Annotated in this window: 17 protein-coding genes; 13 read left to right on the top strand and 4 right to left on the bottom strand. The window is 64.5% G+C overall.

Features of this window, described 5'->3' with window-relative positions:
- Positions 1-10 precede the first annotated feature (10 nt).
- The 3 genes from NDN16_RS04600 to prfB all read left to right on the top strand — a co-directional run bounded on the left by NDN16_RS04600 (position 11) and on the right by prfB (position 5,261).
- Positions 11-1,168, top strand: a complete 1,158-nt coding sequence (locus tag NDN16_RS04600; RefSeq protein ID WP_251112436.1) for an N-acetylmuramoyl-L-alanine amidase — start codon at positions 11-13, stop codon at positions 1,166-1,168.
- 214 nt (positions 1,169-1,382) lie between these two features.
- The gene (locus NDN16_RS04595) at positions 1,383-3,794 is read left to right on the top strand and encodes a penicillin-binding protein 1A (RefSeq protein WP_251112435.1); all 2,412 of its coding nucleotides are present in this window, start codon (positions 1,383-1,385) and stop codon (positions 3,792-3,794) included.
- A gap of 338 nt (positions 3,795-4,132) precedes the next feature.
- Positions 4,133-5,261, top strand: a protein-coding gene (gene prfB, locus NDN16_RS04590; RefSeq protein ID WP_251112434.1) for a peptide chain release factor 2 whose coding sequence is annotated in 2 segments (ribosomal slippage) — positions 4,133-4,201 and positions 4,203-5,261 — 1,128 coding nt in all. Because the reading frame shifts where the segments join, the coding sequence is not laid out codon by codon here.
- A gap of 60 nt (positions 5,262-5,321) precedes the next feature.
- Here prfB and NDN16_RS04585 read toward each other — a convergent pair.
- Positions 5,322-5,795: a peroxiredoxin gene (locus NDN16_RS04585; RefSeq protein WP_251112433.1), complete on the bottom strand. Its 474-nt coding sequence runs from the start codon at positions 5,793-5,795 to the stop codon at positions 5,322-5,324.
- Positions 5,796-5,993: 198 nt separating this feature from the next.
- On the opposite strand from NDN16_RS04585, the gene NDN16_RS04580 reads away from it, so the two are divergent.
- Both NDN16_RS04580 and NDN16_RS04575 read left to right on the top strand, forming a co-directional pair.
- Positions 5,994-9,350, top strand: a complete 3,357-nt coding sequence (locus NDN16_RS04580; RefSeq protein ID WP_251112432.1) for an AsmA-like C-terminal region-containing protein — start codon at positions 5,994-5,996, stop codon at positions 9,348-9,350.
- 275 nt (positions 9,351-9,625) lie between these two features.
- Positions 9,626-10,144: a hypothetical protein gene (locus NDN16_RS04575; RefSeq protein ID WP_251112431.1), complete on the top strand. Its 519-nt coding sequence runs from the start codon at positions 9,626-9,628 to the stop codon at positions 10,142-10,144.
- 131 nt (positions 10,145-10,275) lie between these two features.
- Here NDN16_RS04575 and tyrS read toward each other — a convergent pair whose 3' ends face one another.
- Together tyrS and NDN16_RS04565 are read right to left on the bottom strand one after the other, a co-directional pair.
- The gene (gene tyrS / locus NDN16_RS04570; protein WP_251112430.1) at positions 10,276-11,517 is read right to left on the bottom strand and encodes a tyrosine--tRNA ligase; all 1,242 of its coding nucleotides are present in this window, start codon (positions 11,515-11,517) and stop codon (positions 10,276-10,278) included.
- Positions 11,518-11,568: 51 nt separating this feature from the next.
- On the bottom strand, positions 11,569-12,243 hold the full coding sequence (locus NDN16_RS04565) for an alpha/beta hydrolase (RefSeq protein WP_251112429.1): 675 nt from the start codon (positions 12,241-12,243) through the stop codon (positions 11,569-11,571).
- A 202-nt stretch (positions 12,244-12,445) separates the two neighbouring features.
- Here NDN16_RS04565 and NDN16_RS04560 point away from each other — a divergent pair, with 202 nt between their 5' ends.
- The 8 genes from NDN16_RS04560 (at position 12,446) to NDN16_RS04525 (ending at position 19,935) form a co-directional block, all read left to right on the top strand.
- Positions 12,446-13,636: a cysteine desulfurase family protein gene (locus tag NDN16_RS04560; RefSeq protein ID WP_251112428.1), complete on the top strand. Its 1,191-nt coding sequence runs from the start codon at positions 12,446-12,448 to the stop codon at positions 13,634-13,636.
- 147 nt (positions 13,637-13,783) lie between these two features.
- On the top strand, positions 13,784-15,310 hold the full coding sequence (gene sufB, locus NDN16_RS04555) for a Fe-S cluster assembly protein SufB (RefSeq protein WP_251112427.1): 1,527 nt from the start codon (positions 13,784-13,786) through the stop codon (positions 15,308-15,310).
- A 79-nt stretch (positions 15,311-15,389) separates the two neighbouring features.
- A complete protein-coding gene (gene sufC, locus NDN16_RS04550; protein WP_251112426.1) occupies positions 15,390-16,145 on the top strand; it encodes a Fe-S cluster assembly ATPase SufC in 756 nt (251 codons plus the stop codon).
- A gap of 2 nt (positions 16,146-16,147) precedes the next feature.
- Positions 16,148-17,374: a Fe-S cluster assembly protein SufD gene (gene sufD, locus NDN16_RS04545; protein WP_251112425.1), complete on the top strand. Its 1,227-nt coding sequence runs from the start codon at positions 16,148-16,150 to the stop codon at positions 17,372-17,374.
- 65 nt (positions 17,375-17,439) lie between these two features.
- A complete protein-coding gene (locus NDN16_RS04540; RefSeq protein ID WP_435301048.1) occupies positions 17,440-18,681 on the top strand; it encodes a cysteine desulfurase in 1,242 nt (413 codons plus the stop codon).
- A gap of 11 nt (positions 18,682-18,692) precedes the next feature.
- Complete coding sequence (locus NDN16_RS04535) at positions 18,693-19,076, top strand: SUF system Fe-S cluster assembly protein (RefSeq protein WP_251112424.1); 384 nt, start codon at positions 18,693-18,695, stop codon at positions 19,074-19,076.
- Positions 19,077-19,158: 82 nt separating this feature from the next.
- A complete protein-coding gene (sufA, locus tag NDN16_RS04530; protein ID WP_251112423.1) occupies positions 19,159-19,539 on the top strand; it encodes a Fe-S cluster assembly scaffold SufA in 381 nt (126 codons plus the stop codon).
- A 6-nt stretch (positions 19,540-19,545) separates the two neighbouring features.
- The gene (locus NDN16_RS04525; RefSeq protein ID WP_353050192.1) at positions 19,546-19,935 is read left to right on the top strand and encodes a TfoX/Sxy family protein; all 390 of its coding nucleotides are present in this window, start codon (positions 19,546-19,548) and stop codon (positions 19,933-19,935) included.
- On the opposite strand, the gene NDN16_RS04520 is transcribed toward NDN16_RS04525, so the two are convergent.
- Positions 19,859-21,595, bottom strand: coding sequence for an extracellular solute-binding protein (locus tag NDN16_RS04520; protein ID WP_251112422.1), 1,737 nt, complete (start codon positions 21,593-21,595; stop codon positions 19,859-19,861). The two genes, NDN16_RS04525 and NDN16_RS04520, sit on opposite strands and share 77 nt — an antisense overlap.
- Positions 21,596-21,761: the final 166 nt, after the last annotated feature.

Genomic DNA, 21,761 nt, shown 5'->3' with positions numbered 1-21,761 from the left:
AGCCTCCACGATGACGAAATTCTGGTCATGCCTCTTCTTCGTCTCCGCGTGCCTGATGTGGATGCCGGGCACGGCCAATGCAACTTCGGTGGTCACCGCCATGACATGGTCGGGGACTGCGGACGAGGCGATGCTGTCCATCGAGATGACGGAAAACCCGAACAACGAACTGACGATTCTGGATCGGCCGCGCCGGATCGTCCTCGATCTCCACGACACCGTTCTGGCGTCCCCCATGCCGCCCGTGCCGGACGGACTGGCCGTTGCCGCGGCGCGTGACGGGCTGGCGGGCGATGGGCGCTATCGCATCGTGCTCGACCTTTCGGGGCCCGTCCTGCCGCGGCTGGACGTGGCGGGCGGCGCCGCCGGGGTGGTGCTGCGGCTCAGGCTGACGAGGGCCAGCGAGGAAGCCTTCCGCGATGCGCTGGCGTCGACGTCGGTTCCGGTCCACGGCAGGGATGCGGCTGCCCGGCCGGCGCCCGGCCAGAAGCCCTTTACTCTGGTGGTCGACCCCGGCCATGGCGGCATCGACAACGGGGCCACGGGCATCGACGGCGTGCACGAGAAGGATATCAACCTGGCCTTTGCCCGCCGGCTGCGCGACGCGCTGGCCGGGCGTGACGATATCGGCGTGGTGCTGACGCGCGATGACGATCGCTTCGTGCCGCTGGCGGAACGCACGGAGGTCGCCCGCAAGGCAACCGCAGATCTCTTCGTCTCGATCCACGCCGATTCGATCGGCTATCCCTACGTGCAGGGCGCGACGGTCTACACCCTGTCGGAGCGCGCCTCCGATGCCCTTGCGCGCGATCTGGCGCGCTCGGAAAATGCCGCCGATCGCTTTGCCGGGCCGGAATGGCAGCAGGATACGCCGGAAATCCACGATATCCTGATGGATCTGATGCGCCGCGAGAACGAGGCCCTGTCGGTCGGCTTCGCCGATGCCCTTATCGCCGCCCTGAAGGACGGGCAGGTCCGCACCATCAACAATCCGCGGCGCTCGGCTGGTTTCAGGGTCTTGCGCGCGCCCGACGTGCCGTCCGTCCTGCTGGAGCTCGGCTATCTGTCGAATGCGACGGACGCGGAGGATGTCCAGTCGCCGGCGTGGCAGGAGCGGGTTGCGGATATACTTGCCGGGGCGGTGCTGCGGTTTGCCGGCCGCGATTGAATGTGGCCTTCGCGTCACAACCATGGGTTGGTGTTGCGCAAATAATCCCATGCAGTCGAAAGAGGGCATCGCAACATCGCCCCGCCTCATTTATAAATCATCCACTTAAGACGTTCCGTGCGGCATGCCGGCCGGATTCCGGGGGGCCCGTGGAGCGTAAAGGAGCCGGACAGCGTTCGATCGCCCGGCCAGATTGGTTTTCGGGGCTGGGCGCATGATCAGGCTGTTGGGCTATTTCTTCGGCATCGGAGCCGTCTTCGCGCTCATCGCCGCAGGGGCGGTCGCCATCTATATCGGTCGCATGGGCTCGGACCTGCCGGACTATCAGGTCCTGGCGCAGTACGAGCCGCCCGTCACCACCCGCATTCATGCCGACGACGGCAGCCTGATGGCCGAGTATGCCCGGCAGCGCCGGCTGTTCCTGCCCATCCAGGCCATCCCCAAGCGCTTGAAGGATGCTTTCCTGTCGGCCGAGGACAAGAGCTTCTACGAGCATCCGGGCATCGACATCGAGGGTATCGCGAGAGCGGCCCTCATCGTTGCGCGCGGCGGGCCGATGCAGGGCGGCTCCACGATCACGCAGCAGGTGGCCAAGAACTTCCTTTTGACCAACGAGCGCTCGATGGAACGCAAGGTCAAGGAAGCGATCCTGGCCCTGCGCATCGAGCAGGCCTTCTCCAAGGACAAGATCCTGGAGCTGTATCTCAACGAAATCTATCTCGGCATGGGGGCCTACGGCGTCGCCGCCGCCTCGCTTGCCTATTTCGACAAAAGCGTGACCGAGCTGGAAATCCAGGAAGCGGCCTATCTGGCCGCGCTGCCGAAGGCGCCTGAAAACTACAACCCGTTCCGCAACCCGGACGAGGCGCTGGGCCGGCGCAACTGGGTTATTTCGCGCATGCTCGAAAACGGCGAGATCACCAAGGCAGAGGCGGACGAGGCTTCCGCCAAGCCGCTCGGCATCAACCCGCGCCCCACCGGCACCTACCTCGCCTCGGCCGAGTATTTCACCGAGGAAGTGCGTCGCCAGATCATTACCGGCTACGGGGTCGACTCGCTGTACGAGGGCGGCCTTTCCGTCCGCACGACGCTGGACCCGGAAATGCAGCTCTTCGCGCGGCGGGCCCTGCAACACGCGCTGGTGGCCTACGACCAGCGCAAGGGCTGGCGCGGACCGGTGGAGCAGATATCGCTGACATCGGACTGGGCGATCCCGCTCGGCAAGGTCCAGGCTTTCTCCGACGTGCCCGAATGGCGCCTTTCGGTGGTCCTGGCCACCAATCCCGACGGCGTCACCGTGGGGCTGCAGCCAAGGCGCACCGTTTCCGGCCGGCTCGGCGACGAGCGGGAGGTCGTGGAGCTTGCGAGCGGCGACATGCGCTGGGCGCTCGGCCGCCGCTCCGTCGCGGACGCCTTCAAGACCGGCGACGTCGTCTATGTCGAGGCGAAGGCCGACGGCTCCGGCTACATGCTCCGCCAACCCCCGAAGGTGGAGGGCGCGCTCGTGGCGATGGACCCGCATACCGGCCGCGTGAAGGCGCTGGTGGGCGGCTTCTCTTATGCCGAATCGGAATTCAACCGCGCAACGCAGGCTCTGCGGCAACCGGGTTCCTCCTTCAAGCCGATCGTCTACGCGGCGGCGCTCGACAACGGGTACACGCCGGCCTCGGTGGTGCTGGATGCGCCGATCTCCATTCCGGACGGCAACGGCAATCTGTGGGAGCCGAAAAACTACGGCGGCAGCTATGCCGGCCCGTCCACCCTGCGGCTCGGCATCGAGCGCAGCCGCAACCTGATGACGGTCCGCCTGGCGCAGGACATGGGCATGGACCTCGTGGCCGAATATGCGCAGCGCTTCGGCGTCTACGACAAGATGGGCCAGTACCTGCCCATGTCGCTTGGGTCCGGCGAAACCACGGTGATGCGCATGGTGTCCGCCTATGCGGTGATGGCCAATGGCGGCCGCTCCATCGAGCCGTCGCTGATCGACCGCATCCAGGACCGGTATGGCCGTACGGTATACCGCCACGACAACCGCCGTTGCGACAATTGCAACGACCGCGCCTGGGACAATCAGGCCGAGCCCGAGCTCGTCGACACGCGCGAGCAGGTCCTGGACCCGATGACGGCCTACCAGATCACCTCTATGATGGAAGGTGTCGTACAGCACGGCACGGCAACGTCGGTGTCCGCCATCGGCCGTCCGGTGGCGGGCAAGACGGGCACCACCAACGACGTCAAGGATGCCTGGTTCGTCGGCTATACGCCCGACCTCGTGACCGGCGTCTACATCGGCTACGACAATCCAAGCTCGCTGGGCGACAACGCAACCGGCGGCAGCCTCGCCGCGCCGGTCTTCACCGAGTTCATGACCGAGGCGGTCAAGGATATGCCGGTGGCCGATTTCCGCATTCCGGACGGCATGACGCAGATCTCCGTCGACCGGCGTACCGGCATGGCGGCGCCGGCCGGCGGCGCCGGCACCGTGCTGGAGGCCTTCAAGCCCGGCACCGGGCCCTCCGACGTCTACAGCGTCATCGGCGAAGGCGCCGTCGGCTCGGTCGCCCCAGGCGTATCGCAGCGGGCCGAAGAGGCCATCGTGACGGGGCAGGGCGGTCTGTTCTGATAGAGCGCCGTGCGTCCATCCGGACGCACAAAGGTCACTCTAAATATCNGTCATCGGCGAAGGCGCCGTCGGCTCGGTCGCCCCAGGCGTATCGCAGCGGGCCGAAGAGGCCATCGTGACGGGGCAGGGCGGTCTGTTCTGATAGAGCGCCGTGCGTCCATCCGGACGCACAAAGGTCACTCTAAATATCTGTTGGAGCATCGGATTGTCCGAAAACCGGATTCCACTTTTCGGTCCGATGCTCTGGCGCGCCGGACAGGCGGGTTTACAGCATCGCGCGGCATGCCTATGGTCCGCCGCGTTTTCCCACCCATGCAACGAATAACGAGGGTTGAGGCGTGAGAGCCGAGATCGAGACGATCGTCGACGAAATCAAGCAGGCCATAAGCCTGCTGAGGAGGCATCTTTGACTGGGACAAGTCGGTCAAGGAACTCGAAAACCTGAACGCCAAGGCGGAAGATGCGTCGATCTGGGACAATCCCCAGGAGGCGCAGCGCCTGATGAAGGAGCGGCAGCGCCTGGATGACGCCATCGGCGGCATCCGCAAGCTGGAGCAGGCGCTTGCCGACAATATCGAGCTGATCGCCATGGGCGAGGAGGAGGAAGACCCCTCCATCGTCGAGGAAGCCGAGACCGCGATTCGCGGCATGCAGCGCGATGTCGCCCAGCGGCAGATCGAGACGCTGCTGTCCGGCGAGGCCGATGGCAACGACACCTATCTGGAGGTGCATTCCGGCGCCGGCGGGACGGAAAGCCAGGATTGGGCCTCGATGCTGCTGCGCATGTACATGCGCTGGGGCGAGAGAGCCGGCATGAAGGTCGAGGTGCTGGAAGAGAATGCCGGCGAAGAAGCGGGCATCAAGGGCGCGACCATCCTTCTGAAGGGTCATAACGCCTATGGCCGCATGAAGGTGGAGTCGGGCGTGCACCGGCTCGTCCGTATCTCTCCCTACGACAGCCAGGCACGGCGTCACACATCCTTCGCCTCGGTCTGGGTGTACCCGGTGGTCGACGATTCGATCGATATCGACGTCTCGGAAGCCGATGTCCGCATCGATACCTATCGCGCCTCGGGCGCGGGCGGCCAGCACGTCAACACGACCGATTCCGCGGTTCGCATCACCCATCTGGCCACCGGTATCGTCGTGCAGTGCCAGAGCGAACGGTCGCAGCACAAGAACCGCGCGACGGCGTGGAACATGCTGCGCGCCCGGTTGTATGAAGACGAGTTGAAGAAGCGGGAAGAGAAGGCCAATGCGGCCGCCGCTTCCAAGACCGAGATCGGCTGGGGACACCAGATCCGCTCCTACGTGCTGCAGCCCTACCAGCTCGTGAAGGACCTGCGGACCGGGGTGGAGCATACGACCCCCCAGGAGGTGCTGGACGGTGATCTCGACGAGTTCATCGAGGCCGCCCTGGCCCATCGCGTCTTCGGCGGCGACACAAAGGTGGAAGACGTCGAGTAAGGCGAACCGCCCTCGAGGATCGACAGGCGTGCGGCCCGGCAACGGACCGCACGCCTTGTCTTATTGCCCGAGCGTTCGCGCGGCTTCCAGCACCTCGGCGGCGTGGCCGTTGACCGACACTTTCGGCCATGCGCGAACCAGTTTGGCGTCGGCGTCGAACAGGAAGGTGGCGCGCTGCACGCCCATGCTGCGGCGTCCATAGTTGAGTTTTTCCACCCACAGCCCGAGCGCTTCGATCAGGCTACGGTCTTCGTCCGACAGGAGGCGAACCGAAAGCCCCCGCTTGTCCCGGAACCGGCAGTGCTTCTGGACCGTGTCCGGGGAAACGCCCAGGACCGTGACGCCCGCCGCTTCGAACTGCGGCTGAAGGGCGGTGAAATCCAGCGCCTCGGTCGTACAACCCGGCGTGTCGTCCTTCGGATAGGCATACAGCACGAAGGGCCGCCCCTTCACCGTGTCGAGCGTGACGATGGCGCCATCCGCGTCCGGCAACGAAAACTGGGGGCAAGGCGTACCTGCGGCAAAGTTGAACATCGGCTGAGCCTTCCTTTCGGCTTAAAGGCGTGGAAAACGGATTGACGTTGGAGCATGCCGGTTATGTTCTGAAAAGGGCGGAGATATCCGCACCGACGCCATTGACAGGGTAGGGATGAACTCGACCGCCGACGCCATGTTCCGCCACCTCGACGCCGCCGGCACGAAGCGGTGTCGCTGCGCATGCGAATGACGCCGATGCGCCGCCTAGCCGGCGCCATCGCCAGTCTTTTCCTGCTTCTGGTCGTCCTCGTCGGCGGACTCGTCATATTCCTGCTCGGAACGGCGCCCGGCCAGGATCTCGTCCGCTCGAGGGCGGAGACGGCCCTGGCCAACCTGATGGGGCCCCGCTTCGTCACCCGTCTCGGCGAACAGACATATCAACTGCGCGGGGACGGTTCGCTTGCCGTTACGTGGAGCGACGTCAGCACGGCGCCGAAGGACAACCCTTCGGCTCGCAGCGAGATAGACCATTTCGGCGTCGCCGTACGGTTGGTGCCGCTGATCTCCGGCGGCGGACTCGAATTCGGCCGGTTCGAGGTTTCGGGTGCCCGGATCGATCTCAATTCGCTTATCCTGCCGCCGAGGGACGGCGGGCGACCAGCGCCTCCGCAGGAGGTCGCCACGCCGAGCGCGGACGGCGTCGACGCCGATCCGCCGCGTACGCTCCTGGCCCGCACGGCCGGCGGCATCCTGCAGAATGTCGAGCGTCATCTGGCGGTTCTGCGCTCCTTTCATTTCGATACGTTGACCTTCGACGATATCTCCATCACCGGAATACCGAGGCTGGACGGCTCCGGAGACGAACTGCATGTCGACTTCGCGGAATTGCGGCGCAGCGATGCGGGGGCCCTGCGGCTGGTTACCCGGTTCGATCTCGACGGCCTGCCGGTCTCGATGGCCGGCGATGCCGAATTCTCGGAGAAGACGGGTCTGCTCAGCCGACTGAACCTCGGTTCGGGCCAGATCCGCGTGGCGGATGCCTTTCCGCCGGCGCCCGAAGAGGACGAGTTCGACGAGCGGCCTTTCGGTGGCAGCTTTCCGCTGGAGTTGTCCATAACGATGACCCGCGAGTCGGCCGGCGCGCCGCTGCAGGCCGATGCCTCGGCCCGGCTGGGTCGCGGCGCGCTGCAACTCGGCACCAACCGTACCGAGATCGAGTCGGCCGAGTTGAACCTGCGTTATCGCAGCGACGCCGAAGAGATCGAACTGCTCGCAAGCCCCATGGCGTTTCGTGGCGTCTCGTTCACCGCACTCGGCACGATCGAGGCGGCTCCGGCCGGGCAAGGCGTGTCACTGGATCGGCTGGCCTTCCGTTTGCGTACGCAAGACCTGAAATCGACCGTCGGATCGGGCGGCGAGCATCGGGGCGAGCTCGCCGTCAGCGGGATATTCGACCCGAGCGCAAGGCATCTGGAACTCAGCGAAGGGCGGCTGGAGACCGAGGAGGGGGTGCTGAATGCCTCGGCCGAGTTCGGCTATGGCGCGCCGGATGCCATGACGCGTCTGGACGTGTCGTCCGAGCGCATGGGCGCGGCTTCCGTCAAGGCCTTCTGGCCCTTCAACATTGCCGGCAGGGCGCGTCGCTGGGTCATCTCGCACATGGGTGACGCGGCGCTGGCCTCGAACGCGAAAATCCGCATCGACGCCCGGCTGGATAGGCTGGGACGCGCTTTCGGCAAGCTCGGCGAGGCGCGGCCCGACGAGTTCAGCATCGACCTTGATATCGACAATGCCGATCTTTCCACCGTGGGCTCCCTGCCGGGGCTCTACAACGCCAATGGGCGGCTCGAGACGCGCGGCAGCACCACGCGCGTGGTGGTGGACGATGCGATGGTGGAGGGACTTGCGGAAATCACGCTATCGGATTCCACGGTCAGGCTCTCCAAGCCTCGTACGGGATATCGACGCGATCTGCTGGTCGATCTGTCCATCAAGGCTGCAGGCAGCGTGCCGCAGCTTCTGGACATCGCGGCGCGGCCTCCGTTGAATGCCTTGCGTTCGCTGGATATCGAGCCGCAGAAGGCCAGTGGAACAGGGGCTGTCACCGCCGATGCAAGCCTGCGCGTCGGGCGCTATATCGACCCCTCGAACCAACTTCTGAACTGGACCGTCGAAGCGAAGATCTCCGACGCGGATGCGGGCTCGCCCATCGAGGGGCGTCGCTTCGAGGGAATGAACGGCGGTTTTTCGATCAGGCCGGGTCTGGTCACCGGCCGCTTCGACGCCCGAATGGACACGATTCCGAGTACGGTCGACCTGGCCATCCCCTTCGGCGAGGAGCGAACGGGCAGCCGTCGCATCGCCGTTGCGTTGCAGATGAACGACGAACGCGTATCGAAGATCGTCCCGGCGTTGTCGGGCATCATCGACGGCGATTTCACGCTGAACGCCGAGTTGTCCGATGGGCCGACGCGGCTGAGCGCGGACCTTACGAACAGCGCTCTCCGGATTCCGACCGTGGCATGGAGCAAAGGCAAAGGCGTTGCCGCCAGCCTGAAACTCTCCATGGCCGAAAGCGGCGACGCGACGCGCCTCGACGATATCCGTCTGGAAGGAGAGGGCTTCCAGGCCCTGGGCTCGGCGGTGACGGACAAGGCGGGGTTGCGCTCGGCCGACCTGTCGCAACTGGCGTTGAACGCGGGTGACTCGGCGCGGCTGAAGGCACGGCGGACGGATGCCGGCTATTCCATCGACGTTACGGGCGAAAAGTTCGACGCACGCGCGATCCTGCAGGATCTGAAGTCGACTGCTGGACAGGACAGGACCGGCAAGAGAGCGCGCGGCGCGCTGGACATCGTCGCCAATGTGGATGCCCTGGGCGGTTTCAACGGCGTCGCGCTGCAGAGTTTCGCGATGAATTATGCCAGCCGCAACGGGCGGTTGACGGGCCTGTCCATCTCGGCCGTGGCGGGTGACGGGCAGATCGCCGGGGACCTTTCCAAGCGCGGCGGCCAGGACGCCATCAGCCTCAGCAGCGCCAATATCGGTGCGCTCCTGTCGTTCTCCGGCCTCTACGCCAATATGCGCAGTGGCGGTGCGCTGCTCGAACTGTCGGGATCGACGGACAAGGGCTATGTCGGACGGCTGCAGCTGCGTGACTTCACACTTGTGGACGAGCCGCGGCTGGAGCGCATCGTCGGCTCCACCCCCGTGCAGGGCCAATCGAGCCTGTCGCAGGCGCTCGGGCGCGACCTGCGGACAAGCCAGGCTTATTTCGATCAGGCTTCGGCGCAGCTTTCCTATGCCGATGGCGCCTTGCGCGTCGCCAACGGCATCGTCCGTGGCCCGGTCTTCGGCTCCAGCTTCGAAGGGCAGCTCTACGACCGGCAGAGCCGGATCGACATAACCGGCTCGTTCATGCCGGCCTATGGCATCAACCGCGTCTTCGGCGCATTGCCGCTCGTGGGTCAGATCCTGGGCAACGGCAACGAAGGCGGCCTGATCGGAATAACCTATCGGCTGTCCGGCCCATTCGGCTCTCCCACCCTGACGGTCAACCCGATCTCGCTGATCGCCCCTGGCATCTTCCGGCAGATCTTCTCATATCAATGATATAGGAATAGGTGTAGGCTATCTTGCTCGTTGGAGCGGCGGTTGTTATATGATCTACAGGGTTTGAAACGTCGGCTTCTGACGGGGGCAAGAACGAATGAACGCTTTGAAGTCCATCTCGCGCCAACTGTCCACCGCCTTTGGCAACGGCGTCCTGGATGGGTTGGCATCGCCTGTTTTCCTGTTTTCCAACGTGCCACTTGGGGTTGCTCGACACCCCAGAAGAAGCATGCGAAGCGTGATGGCCTCTGCCAATATGCGCATTCGGAGTGGCGTTGATAAACACCGATCAGGCAACGACAGGTGAAGACGTTGAAGGCGAACTGATCGAGGATATCGAGTCGGTCGTCGGCGAGTTGCCGGAACAACAGCGCCTCGAACTTCAACGCGCCTTCTATCGCAGGATCGTACGATCCGGTCCGGTTCCCAGTGCTACGGAAATGGCGGCTTACGCCAGGATATTTCCGGATGCGCCAAAAGTGTTCTTTCAGCACTTGGATCGCCGCATGGCACTGGAGGAAAAGCGTATCGCACTGGTTGAGGCGCGAACCGATGCCGACATCCTCGATGAAGCCGATCACCGCAACAAGAACCAGACGTACCGGATGGTGGGTCTTTATCTCGGCGCAGCGGTGACGATCAGCCTGATTGCCTCGGGCACTCTCGTGGCAATCATCGGCGGAGCGCCATTTGCCGGCGGCCTGATGTCGATTACCGGTGTCGTCGTGGGCCTCGCCGGCGTGTTTGTAAGAGGGCGTCCCCTGATCGACGGACGCCCTTCACAAGCTATGTAGACCACAGCGTCTGCCAACATCCTGGTAGCTGGAGCAGCGGACCGAAAAGTGGAATCCAGTTTTCGGAAAATCCGATGCTCTGTCAATAACCTGGAGCGACCTTTGTGCGTCCGGATGGACGCCCGGCGCTCCTAGGAAGGACGCACCAGAACGTGCTTCTTTCGGCCTACGGAAAGCTTGACCACGCCACCGGCAAGATCGCTTTCGTCGATGCGGGCCTTGTCGTCGGCAACGGGCTGGTCGTTGATGCGCACGGCCCCACCCTGGATGTGGCGGCGCGCCTCTCCGTTGGAGGTCGCGAGACCGGCCCGTACCAGGGCCGTCAGGATGCCGAGCCCTTCGGATAGCTCGTGGCCGGAAACCTGGATGGTGGGCAGGTTTTCGGCCAGGGCGCCTTCCTCGAAGGTGGCGCGTGCCGTCTCCTGTGCCTCCTCGGCCAGCATACGGCCGTGGCACAAGGCGGTCACCTCCGTCGCCAGGACCTTCTTGGCCTCGTTGATCTCCGAGCCGCCAAGCGCGGCAAGACGCGCGATCTCGTCCATCGGCAGTTCGGTGAACAGCCTCAGGAACCGCTCGACGTCTCCATCCTCGGTGTTGCGCCAGTATTGCCAGAACTCGTAGGGGCTCTTCATGTCGGCATTCAGCCAGACGGCGCCGCCGGCCGTCTTGCCCATCTTGACGCCGGACGCCGTCGTCAGCAGCGGCGAGGTGAGTGCGAAGACCTCGCCATCGGCGGTGCGGCGCGTCAGCTCTATGCCGTTGACGATATTACCCCACTGGTCCGAGCCGCCCATCTGCATGCGGCAGCCGAAGCGACGGTACAGTTCCACGAAGTCGTAGGCCTGCAGGATCATGTAGTTGAATTCGAGGAAGGATAGCGACTGGTCCCTGTCCAGCCGCTGCTTGACGCTCTCGAACGAAAGCATGCGGTTGACCGAGAAGTGGCGACCGTAATCGCGCAGGAAGTCGATGTACTGCAGTTCGTCGAGCCAATCGGCATTGTTGACCATGCGGGCAGGGCCATCGAAATCGAGATATTTGGCGAAGACGCCCTTGATGCCCTCGAGATTGCGGGCGATGCCCGCCTCGTCCAGCAGCGGACGCTGGTCGTCCCGAAAGCTCGGGTCGCCGATGCGGGTGGTGCCGCCGCCCATCAACGCGATGGGGCGACCGCCCGTCTTCTGCAGCCAGCGCAGCATCATGATCTGCAGCAGGTGGCCGACATGCAGCGAGGCCGCCGTGGCGTCGTAGCCGATATATCCGGTCAGCCCGCCCGCAAGGGCAACCTTGTCGAGGCCCTCCATGTCGGAGCCCTGATAGATGAAGCCGCGTTCCGAAAGCGTGTTCAGGAAGTCGGACTTGAAACCGGTCATGGTGAGATCATTCCAGAGTGTGGGACAAGAATGCCTAGGCCGAACGCGACCTTATTTCAGCCGCTTCGGCCGCGTGTCGGCGAACTCGCCGGCAAGACGCCTGTCGAGATATTCGGAGCATTCGGCCATCAGTTCGTCCGCGTGCTCGCTGAAGAAGTGGTTGGCGCCCGGCATGGTCTTCTGGGTGATGACGATGCCCTTCTGTGCCTTCAGCTTGTCGACGAGGCCCTGCACATCCTTGCCCGGAGCCACGCGGTCCTTGTCGCCGTGGATGATGAGGCCGGACGACGGACAGGGCGCGAGGAACGAGAAGTCGTAGCTGTTGGGCTGCGGGGCAACGGAGATGAACCCCTCGATCTCCGGCCGGCGCATCAGCAACTGCATGCCGATCCATGCGCCGAACGAGTAGCCGGCCACCCAGCAGTTCTTGGAATCCGGATGCAGCGTCTGCACCCAGTCCAACGCGGCCGCGGCGTCCGACAGCTCGCCCATGCCGTGGTCGAACTCGCCCTGGCTCCGGCCGATGCCGCGGAAGTTGAAGCGCAGCACGGTAAACCCGCGTTGCTGAAACATGTAGAAGAGATTATAGACGATCTGGTTGTTCATCGTGCCGCCGAAACGCGGATGCGGATGCAGCACGATGGCGATCGGGGCGTTCTTCTCCTTGGCGGCCTGGTAACGGCCTTCGAGGCGACCGGCGGGACCGTTGAAGATGACTTCTGGCATAGTGTCTGGCAATCCTATCGAGCGGGCGTCGCGGGTTCGGCAGCGCCTTGACGGAGGAAACGCAGCCTCTTAGGGTCCAGCAAGTTAGAAAGATTCAAAACTGTCTGGCTCCACGGAATGCGCTATGTAGTCCTTCCGGGGCCGCAAATTCAAGAAATTTGCTCGATCATTGGCAGTTCGACTTCCAGAGGGCCGATTGACCATGCCTGCTGCGACAGGGCGCATCTATCTCGACCATAACGCGACGTCGGTGGTTTTGCCGGCGGCGCGACAGGCTGTGCTGGACGCGATGGACATGCCCGGCAATCCATCGTCCGTCCATGCGGAGGGACGAGCCGCGAAGTCCGTGCTCGAGAAGGCGCGGGACGCCGTCGCCGCCTTGTGCGGCGTGTCGCCCGACGGTGTCGTCTTCACCAGTGGCGCCACGGAGGCCGCGTCGACGGCGCTGTCGCCGCTGTGGCTGAGGGATGGGGCCGAGTGGCGGGCGGAGGCGCTGGCCGTCCTGGAAACCGACCACCCATGTCTGCGCACCGGCGGCCGTTTCGATGCCGACAAAGTGACGCGGTTGCCCGTCGATGCCGAGGGCGTCGTGCTTGTGGAGGCGCTTGCGGAATGGCTCGACGCGTTGGCCGGCCGGCCGGCGATTCTTGCCGTTTCCTGGGCCAATGGCGAAAGTGGCGTCATCCAGCCGCTCGCCCGCATCCGCGCCGCGCTGGATGGCCACGACGTGCGGCTCGTCGCGGATGCGGTGCAACTGGCGGGGCGGCGTCCGCTGGAGTTGCGAGAGGCCGGAATCGACGCGGCCGTCCTGTCCGCACACAAGTTCGGCGGTCCGAAGGGCGTCGGGGCGCTGGTGCTGGCGGACGAGAACACACGCCCCTTTGCGCTGTTCACCGGCGGCGGGCAGGAGCGCGGGCGGCGCGGCGGCACGGAAAGCCTGCCTCTGATCGCGGGTTTCGGCGCGGCGGCGCTGAATGCGGCCTCTAGCGCCGGCGATGGATGGCCGCATGTGCGCGCGCTGCGTGACGAGCTCGAGGCCGTCCTGCGGGACATGGCGCCGGAAATCTCCATTATGGGCGCCGGCGCCGACCGCCTGCCCAATACGATCAGCTTCACCCATCCCGCGATGCGGGCCGAAACGGTCCAGATCGCCTTCGATCTGCAGGGAATCGCCGTATCCGCCGGCTCCGCCTGCTCGTCCGGGAAGGTCGGAGCCAGCAACGTTCTGAAGGCGATGGCGCAGGCAGGCTATCCGGCCGATCCGGCGCTGGGCGCCTTGCGCATCAGCCTCGGCCCGGACGCGACGCGCGCCGATATCGAGGAATTCATCACTGTAGCCAGGCGTGTCCTGGCGCGTCTTGGCAGGGCGCAGGGGCGTTCCGACGCCGCGTGATCGCCATGCTGCGCAGAAAAGAGGAATCTGGTATTCAACTTTTTTGCGACGATGACTATTTGAACGGTTATAAACTACCGCTATAGGCATGGCACGCCAAGACGCCGTCCACCGGGCCTTGACCCCGGCGAGAATGGAGAAAAGAGAATGCCAGCAGTTCAGGAAACCATCGATCAGGTTCGCCGGATCGACGTGGACCAGTACAAATACGGCTTCGAGACGAAGATCGAGATGGATCTCGCCCCCAAGGGCCTGAACGAAGATATCATCGCCTTCATCTCCCGCAAGAAAGACGAGCCCCAGTGGATGCTCGACTGGCGCCTGAAGGCGTTCGAGCGCTGGAAGACGATGGAGAATCCGGGCTGGGCGCGCCTCGACTATCCGGAGATCGACTTCCAGGACCTCCATTACTATGCGGCGCCGAAGTCGATGTCGGGCCCGGCTTCCCTGGATGAGGTCGATCCGGAGATTCTGCGCACTTACGAAAAGCTCGGTATCCCCTTGAAGGAGCAGGAGATCCTGGCCGGCGTCCGCCGTGCGGACGAGCCCTCGCGCCTCGACGAGGAGACGGGCGAGCCGGTCGAGGGCGGCTACCGCAAGGTGGCCGTGGACGCCGTATTCGATTCGGTCTCCGTGGCGACCACCTTCCGCAAGGAACTGGAAAAGGCCGGCGTGATCTTCATGCCGATATCCGAGGCCGTGCGCGAGCATCCGGAGCTGGTCCAGAAATATCTGGGCTCGGTCGTCCCCGTCGGTGACAACTTCTTCGCGGCTTTGAACTCGGCCGTCTTCACGGACGGCTCGTTCGTCTACGTGCCGCCGGGTGTCCGCTGCCCGATGGAGCTTTCCACCTATTTCCGCATCAACGAGCGTAATACCGGCCAGTTCGAGCGCACGCTCATAATCGCCGACAAGGGCTCCTACGTGTCCTACCTCGAAGGGTGCACGGCGCCGCAGCGCGACGAGAACCAGCTTCACGCCGCGGTGGTGGAGCTGATCGCGCTGGACGATGCCGAGATCAAGTACTCGACGGTGCAGAACTGGTACCCCGGCGACAAGGAAGGCAAGGGCGGCATCTACAACTTCGTCACCAAGCGGGGCGATTGTCGCGGAGCCAACTCGCGCATCTCCTGGACGCAGGTTGAGACGGGCTCCGCCATCACCTGGAAGTATCCGTCGTGCATCCTGCGCGGCGACAATTCGCGCGGGGAGTTCTACTCGATCGCCGTTTCCAACGGCCATCAGCAGATCGATTCCGGCACCAAGATGATCCATATCGGCAGGAACACGTCCAGCCGGATCATTTCCAAGGGCATCTCGGCCGGCAACTCGAACAATACCTATCGTGGCCAGGTGTCGGCGCTGCGCAAGGCGTCCAACGCCCGCAATTTCACGCAGTGCGACTCGCTGCTGATCGGCGAGGACTGCGGGGCGCACACGGTGCCCTACATCGAAGCGCGCAATTCGACGGCCCAGTTCGAGCACGAGGCGACGACCTCCAAGATCTCCGAGGACCAGCTGTTCTACTGCATGCAGCGCGGCATCCCCGAGGAAGAGGCCGTGGCGCTGATCGTCAATGGCTTCGTCAAGGACGTGATCCAGCAATTGCCGATGGAGTTCGCCGTCGAGGCGCAGAAGCTCATCGGCATCAGCCTCGAAGGCAGCGTCGGCTAGGCCGGCGCTCGCACCCCATCGCACCCGGCCGCAGCGCTTGTGCCGCGCGGCCCATCGACATCGAACGAAGAAGACGAACATGCTGGAAATCAAGAATCTTCACGCCCGCGTCGCCGACACCGACACCGAGATCCTGCGCGGCCTGGACCTGACGGTGAAGGCAGGCGAAGTTGCCGCCATCATGGGGCCGAACGGCTCGGGCAAGTCGACCCTCTCCTATATTCTCGCCGGCCGCGAGGACTACGAGGTGACGGAAGGCGACATCCTGTACAACGGCGAGTCCATCCTGGAGATGGATCCGGCCGAGCGCGCCGCGTCCGGCGTCTTCCTGGCGTTCCAGTACCCGCTGGAAATCCCCGGCGTGGCCACCATGACCTTCCTGAAGACAGCGCTGAACGCACAGCGCAAGGCGCGCGGCGAGAACGAGCTGACGACGCCGGACTTCATGCGCCGCGTCAAGGAGGCGGCAAGCGCCCTGCGCATCGATGCCGACATGCTGAAACGGCCGTTGAACGTCGGCTTCTCGGGCGGCGAGAAGAAACGCGCCGAAATCCTGCAGATGGCGCTGCTGGAGCCGAAGCTCTGCGTTCTGGACGAGACGGATTCCGGCCTCGACATCGACGCGCTGAAGATCGTGTCCGATGGCGTCAACGCCCTGCGGCAGGCGGACCGCGCCTTCCTGGTGATCACCCACTACCAGCGCCTGCTCGAGCATATCGTACCCGATAGCGTGCATGTGCTCTACAAGGGGCGCATCATCAAGTCGGGTGGCAAGGAACTGGCCTTGCACCTTGAAGAAGAAGGCTATTCCCAGATCATCGAAGAGGCTGCTTGAGCATGTCGGCACCGATAGCGACGAAGAAGACACCCGCGGAACTGCGGCTGATCGAGCGCGCGGAAGCCGGCAGCGGCCAGCATGAGGCCCTGGCGGCCCTGCGCGACGCGGGGCTGCCCAGCCGCCGCGTCGAGGCATGGCACTACACCGACCTTAGGGTTCTGCTGGATCGGGCCATGCAGGCTGCCGCTCCTGCGGGGGAAGAGGCCGAAAGCATCCTGGCGCCGCTGCTTCCTCACAGCGTCGTGGTGGAAGCCGGCTCCGGCGAAACGATCGCCCGCGAGGGGCTGACCGTATCGCGCTCGACCCGGATTCCGGAGTGGAACCGCGCGCTCAATCATCTGGACCGTCCGCATGACACCATCCGGGTGCTGAATGCGGCGTTGGGTGCAACCGGATCGCAGATCGAAATTGCCTCGGGTGCAGTGCTTTCCGACGCGGTGGAGCTTCGTGCGGCACCGGGCGCTGCCGGCGCGCAGGCCTTCACGCGGGTAACGGTCGGCAAGGGCGCGCGCGCCACTTTCGTGGAACGCGTATCGCCGTCCGGGGCGGGTTCCCTGTCCACACTGGTCGGAGAGGTCGATCTGGGTGAGGACGCCGACATTCTTTGGATCGTCGATCAGGAGAAGGGCCGTGGCGAAACGCATCTCGGGCAGTTGACCGTCCGGCTCGGCGCGAATTCGAAGTTGCGTATGTTCGTGCTCAATGCCGGCGGCGCGCTCGTGCGCCAGGAAGTGCATTGCGAGACGGTCGGCGAGGGTGCCGATATCCAGATCCGCGGCGTCAACCTGCTTGCCGAGGGGCAGCATGTGGACGTCACCACGACATTGACCCACAGCGTGGCCCATACGACCGCGACGGAAATCTTCCGCAATGTGGTCATGGGTGGACAGGGCGTCTTCCAGGGCATGATCAAGGTTGCCAAGGGCGCGCAGAAGACCGACGCGCGGCTGGCCTGCAACTCGTTGCTTCTGTCCGACGAAGGCGATTTCTTCGCCAAGCCGGAGTTGGAGATATTCGCCGACGACGTGCAGTGCGGACATGGCGCGACGGCCGGCGAAATCGACGCCAACCACCTCTTCTACCTGATGTCGCGCGGCATCCCGGAGCGCGAGGCCCGGGCCTTGCTGGTAAAGGCTTTCGTGGACGAGGTCGTGGAAGAGATCGAGCATGAGGATGCGGTCGTGGCGCTGGAAGCGCGCATCGACCACTGGCTGGCCACCCATTGAGCCGGCGGTGCGGCGGCTTGGCCGCCGCGCCGACCATGCCCTGAAAGCGAAGGACACAGCCGCCGATGGCCCTCGAACTGGATAAACGCGCCCGGTACGACGTCGAGGCGATACGCCGGGACTTCCCGATCCTCGAGACGGTGGTGTACGGCAAGCCGCTCGTCTACCTCGACAATGGCGCATCCGCGCAGAAGCCGCGGCAGGTGCTGGATGTGATCCAGGACAGCTATGCGCATTCTTATGCCAATGTTCATCGCGGCCTGCACTTTCTGTCGAACAAGGCGACGGACGCTTTCGAACTGGCGCGCGAAAAGGTTCGCGGCTTCCTGAATGCCGCACATGCGGACGAAATCGTCTTCACCCGCTCGGCGACGGAGTCGATCAACCTCGTTTCCTATGGGCTGGCCGACGACATCGGCGAGGGCGACGAGATCGTGCTGACGGTGATGGAGCATCACTCCAACATCGTGCCCTGGCATTTCCTGCGCGAGCGCAAGGGCGCGAAGCTCGTCTTCGTGCCGGTCGCCGACGATGGTTCCATCGCGGTCGAGGATTTCGCAAGGGCGATCGGCCCACGCACCCGGCTGGTGGCCATGACCCACATGTCCAACGTCCTGGGCACGGTGACGCCCGTTCGCGAAGTGGTGGATCTTGCCCATGCGCAGGGCGTTCCCGTGCTTGTGGACGGAAGCCAGGCTGCGGTGCATATGCCCGTGGACGTGCAGGCCCTCGGCAGCGACTACTACGTGTTCACGGGGCACAAGATGTATGGCCCGACCGGCATCGGCATCCTTTACGGCAGGGCCGAGGCGCTGGACCGGCTGCGCCCGTTCAACGGCGGCGGCGAGATGATCTCCGAGGTGACGGAGGATACCGTCACCTACAACGCGCCGCCACACCGTTTCGAAGCCGGTACGCCGCCGATCGTGCAGGCCATCGGCCTCGGCGCGGCGCTGGATTACATCGAGGCCGTGGGGCGAGAGCGTATCGCCGCGCACGAGGCCGAGCTCGGCGCCTACGCGCACGAGCGCTTGTCGGCGGTCAACAGCCTGCGCATCTACGGGACCGCACCGGGAAAGGGCGCGATCGTGTCCTTCGACCTGGAGGGCATCCACGCGCATGACGTGTCGATGGTGATCGACCGCGAGGGCGTTGCGGTCCGCGCCGGCACGCATTGCGCGCAGCCGCTCTTGCGGCGCTTCGGCGTAACCTCCACATGCCGGGCCTCCTTTGCTATGTACAACACGATGGGCGAAGTCGACGCACTCGCCGAAGCGCTGGACAAAGCCAGACGCTTCTTCGCTTGAAGGACGAACCTATGACGGACGCGATGGAACAGAAGGCCGATACGGCGGCGGGGGACATGCCCCCGGCTTCCGCCATACCGCCGGACGAACTCGCCCGGCTGACGGAAGATATCGTGGCGGCCCTGAAGACGGTGTACGACCCGGAGATTCCGGCCGACATCTACGAACTCGGGCTGATCTACAAGATCGATATCGAGGATGACCGCACGGTCGATATCCAGATGACGCTGACCGCGCCGGGATGCCCGGTCGCCGGCGAGATGCCGGTATGGGTGGAGAATGCCGTAAGCTCCGTCGAGGGCATCCAACTGGTGCGTGTCGAGATCGTCTTCGACCCGCCGTGGACGCCCGAGCGGATGAGCGAGGAAGCGCAGGTCGCCGTCGGCTGGTTTTGACGCAGGAAGCGCCCTCGGCGCTTGCCTGAAAGCCCGGCCATCGCCATCTTGGGCGGGAATGCAAAGGAAAGAGGTTTCTGTCATGGGCCGCTTCGCCATCATGAGCCTGACCGAGGCGGCTGCCGGCCGCGTCCGTGAAATCGTCGAGACGCGCGGCGGCGTGGAAGGCGCCGGGCTTCGGATCGGCGTCAAGCGCGGCGGTTGCGCGGGCATGGAATATACGATCGAGTTCGCCGATTGCCCCGTCGCCGGCGAGGATGTGGTGGAAAAGGACGGCGCCCGCGTCTTCATATCGCCGGAGGCCGTGCTCTTTCTGCTCGGCACGGTGATGGATTTCGAGGTGTCGGTGTTGCGCACCGGCTTCGTCTTCAACAATCCCAACCAGACATCGGCCTGCGGCTGCGGCGAGTCCGTCGAACTGCAGCCGGCGGATCGCTCGCGTCTAGAGCAGGCCGAAGCCTGATCCGCGATGGACCGCGGCGATATAGAAGAGCTGTTCGGCTCCGTCGCCGATCTTCGCATCCGCCGCATGTTCGGTGGACAGGGCATTTATGACGGGGATGTCATCATAGCCCTCGTCGCCTTCGACACGCTTTTCCTGAAATCGGATGCCGTGGCCGAGGCGGCCTATGTCGCCGCGGGTTCCACGCCTTTCGTCTACCAGGCGTCCGGGCGCAAGCCCGTGAAGATGCCCTATTACTCCTGCCCGCCCGAGGCGTTCGACGACCCGGAGACGGCGGCCGAATGGGTCGCCGTGGCCCGTGGAGCGGGACATCGAGCCGTCAACTGCCCTCGGTCTCGCGCCAGAAGGACGGCAGGTAGTAACCGGTCAGCGGCGTCGTATCGGGGTGGCGGATGAAGCTCCAGCGCGCCAGCCACTGATCCGTCAGGTAGTACAGCGGCACGACATAGAACCCCGAGATCAGGATACGGTCGTAGGCGCGCACGGCGTCGACGAAGTCCTCCCGGGTGCGGGCCTGGACGATACCGTCGATGGCTGCGTCTACTGCGGGGTCGGCGACGCCGGAATAGTTGAACGAGCCTTGCGCGTCGCGCGCCGCGCTTCCCCAACGGCCCGCCTGCTCGGCGCCTGGCGACAGAGTCCCGTTGAAAGCGGAAAACAGGACATCGTAGTCGAAGCTCTGCTTGCGTAGCTGATATTGCGCGTCGTCGGCCTGCCTGACATTGGCGTCGACCCCGATGCGGGCCAGGGTGCGCTGGTAGCCGAGCGCGGCGCGTTGCTGCTCGAGCGTCTGGACGAGGATCTCGAAGGAGAGGGGGCGGCCCGTGGAATCCACCAGGCGGCTTCCGTCGAAGCGGTAGCCTTCCGCTTGCAGAAGGCTCAGGGCCTCGCGAAGGATACGGCGGTCGCTGCCGGATCCGTCCGTAACAGGCTGGCGCCATTCTCCATGGAGGATGCTGTCGGCGACACGGCCGGGGTAACGCGCCAGAAAGGCGCGTTCGCCGTCGCTGGCGGGGCGTCCCAGGCTCGACAGGGTCGTGTTGTCGAAGAAGCCCGACGTCCGCTCGTAGGCGCCGTAATACAGATTGGCGTTCGCCCATTCGAAATCGAACAGCATGGAGAGGGCTTCGCGAACACGGGGATTCTCGAAGGTCTGCCGGCGGGTATTGAAGAACATGGCGTTCAGAACGGCGGGGCGACCCGTTTCGAAGACTTCGCGCACCACCGAGCCGTCATGCACGGCCGGAAAATTGTAGGCAGTGCGCCAGTGGCGCGGATTTGCGTCGGGATAGAGGTAGAAGATCCCCTTCTTGAAGGCTTCGAACTGGGAGTTCGCATCGCGGAAATACTCGACGACGATCTCGTCGTAATTGTCCAGGCCGCGCTTTGCCGGCAGATCGGCCGCCCAATAATCCTTGTTGCGCTTGTAGACGATGCGCTGACCCGGCTGCACGGACGCGATTGTGTAGGGGCCGGAGCCGATGATGGGTTTCAGGGTCGTGTTGCCGAAACCGTCGCGTGCGAAGCCGTGTTCGGGCAGGACGGGCAGGCCCGCCAGAAGCAGCGGAAGCTCGCGGTCGGCCTTTTCATTGAAGGTGAACCGGATACCCCGCTCGCCGACCGTGTCGACACGCGAAACACGCGACAGCCAGCTTGTATATTGCGGGCGCACGACGCCCTGTTGCCTGAGCATTTCGACGGTGAAGAGCACATCCGCGACCCGCACGGGGCTGCCGTCGCTGAACCTTGCCTTCGGGTTGAGCGTAAACTCCACGAAACTGCGCTCGGCATCCGTCTCGACCGATTCGGCGATCAGGCCATAGAGAGTGAACGGCTCGTCCGGAGAACGCAGCATCAACGGCTCGATCACCAGATTGCCGAACTCGGTGTCGGCGAAAATTCCGCGGGCCGTGGTCAAGGCGCCGCGCACCGTGACGGGGTTCAGATTGTCGAAATCGCCGACTACGCCATACACCATGCGGCCGCCCTTGGGCGCATCCTGCCGTACGAACGGAAAGGCGGAGAAGCCGTCGGCAAGGGCCGGTTCTCCATGCATTGCAATGGCATGCGACGGGGCCGTCCCGGCGGCCGCTGCGCCACCGGGCGAAAGAAGAAGACAAGCCGCCACTGCAGCGGCGTGCAAGGCTTTCGAGGCCATTGGCATTGAAGCGGTCCCCTGGAAATCGATGCTCGCGAAATTATCGGAATATCAGCCGCTTGCC

Source organism: Aureimonas altamirensis, from assembly GCF_023702225.1.
GTDB classification, from domain to species: domain Bacteria; phylum Pseudomonadota; class Alphaproteobacteria; order Rhizobiales; family Rhizobiaceae; genus Aureimonas; species Aureimonas altamirensis_B.
Note: the sequence above shows the minus strand (reverse complement) of the source record. Positions and strands in the feature narration are given on the sequence as shown.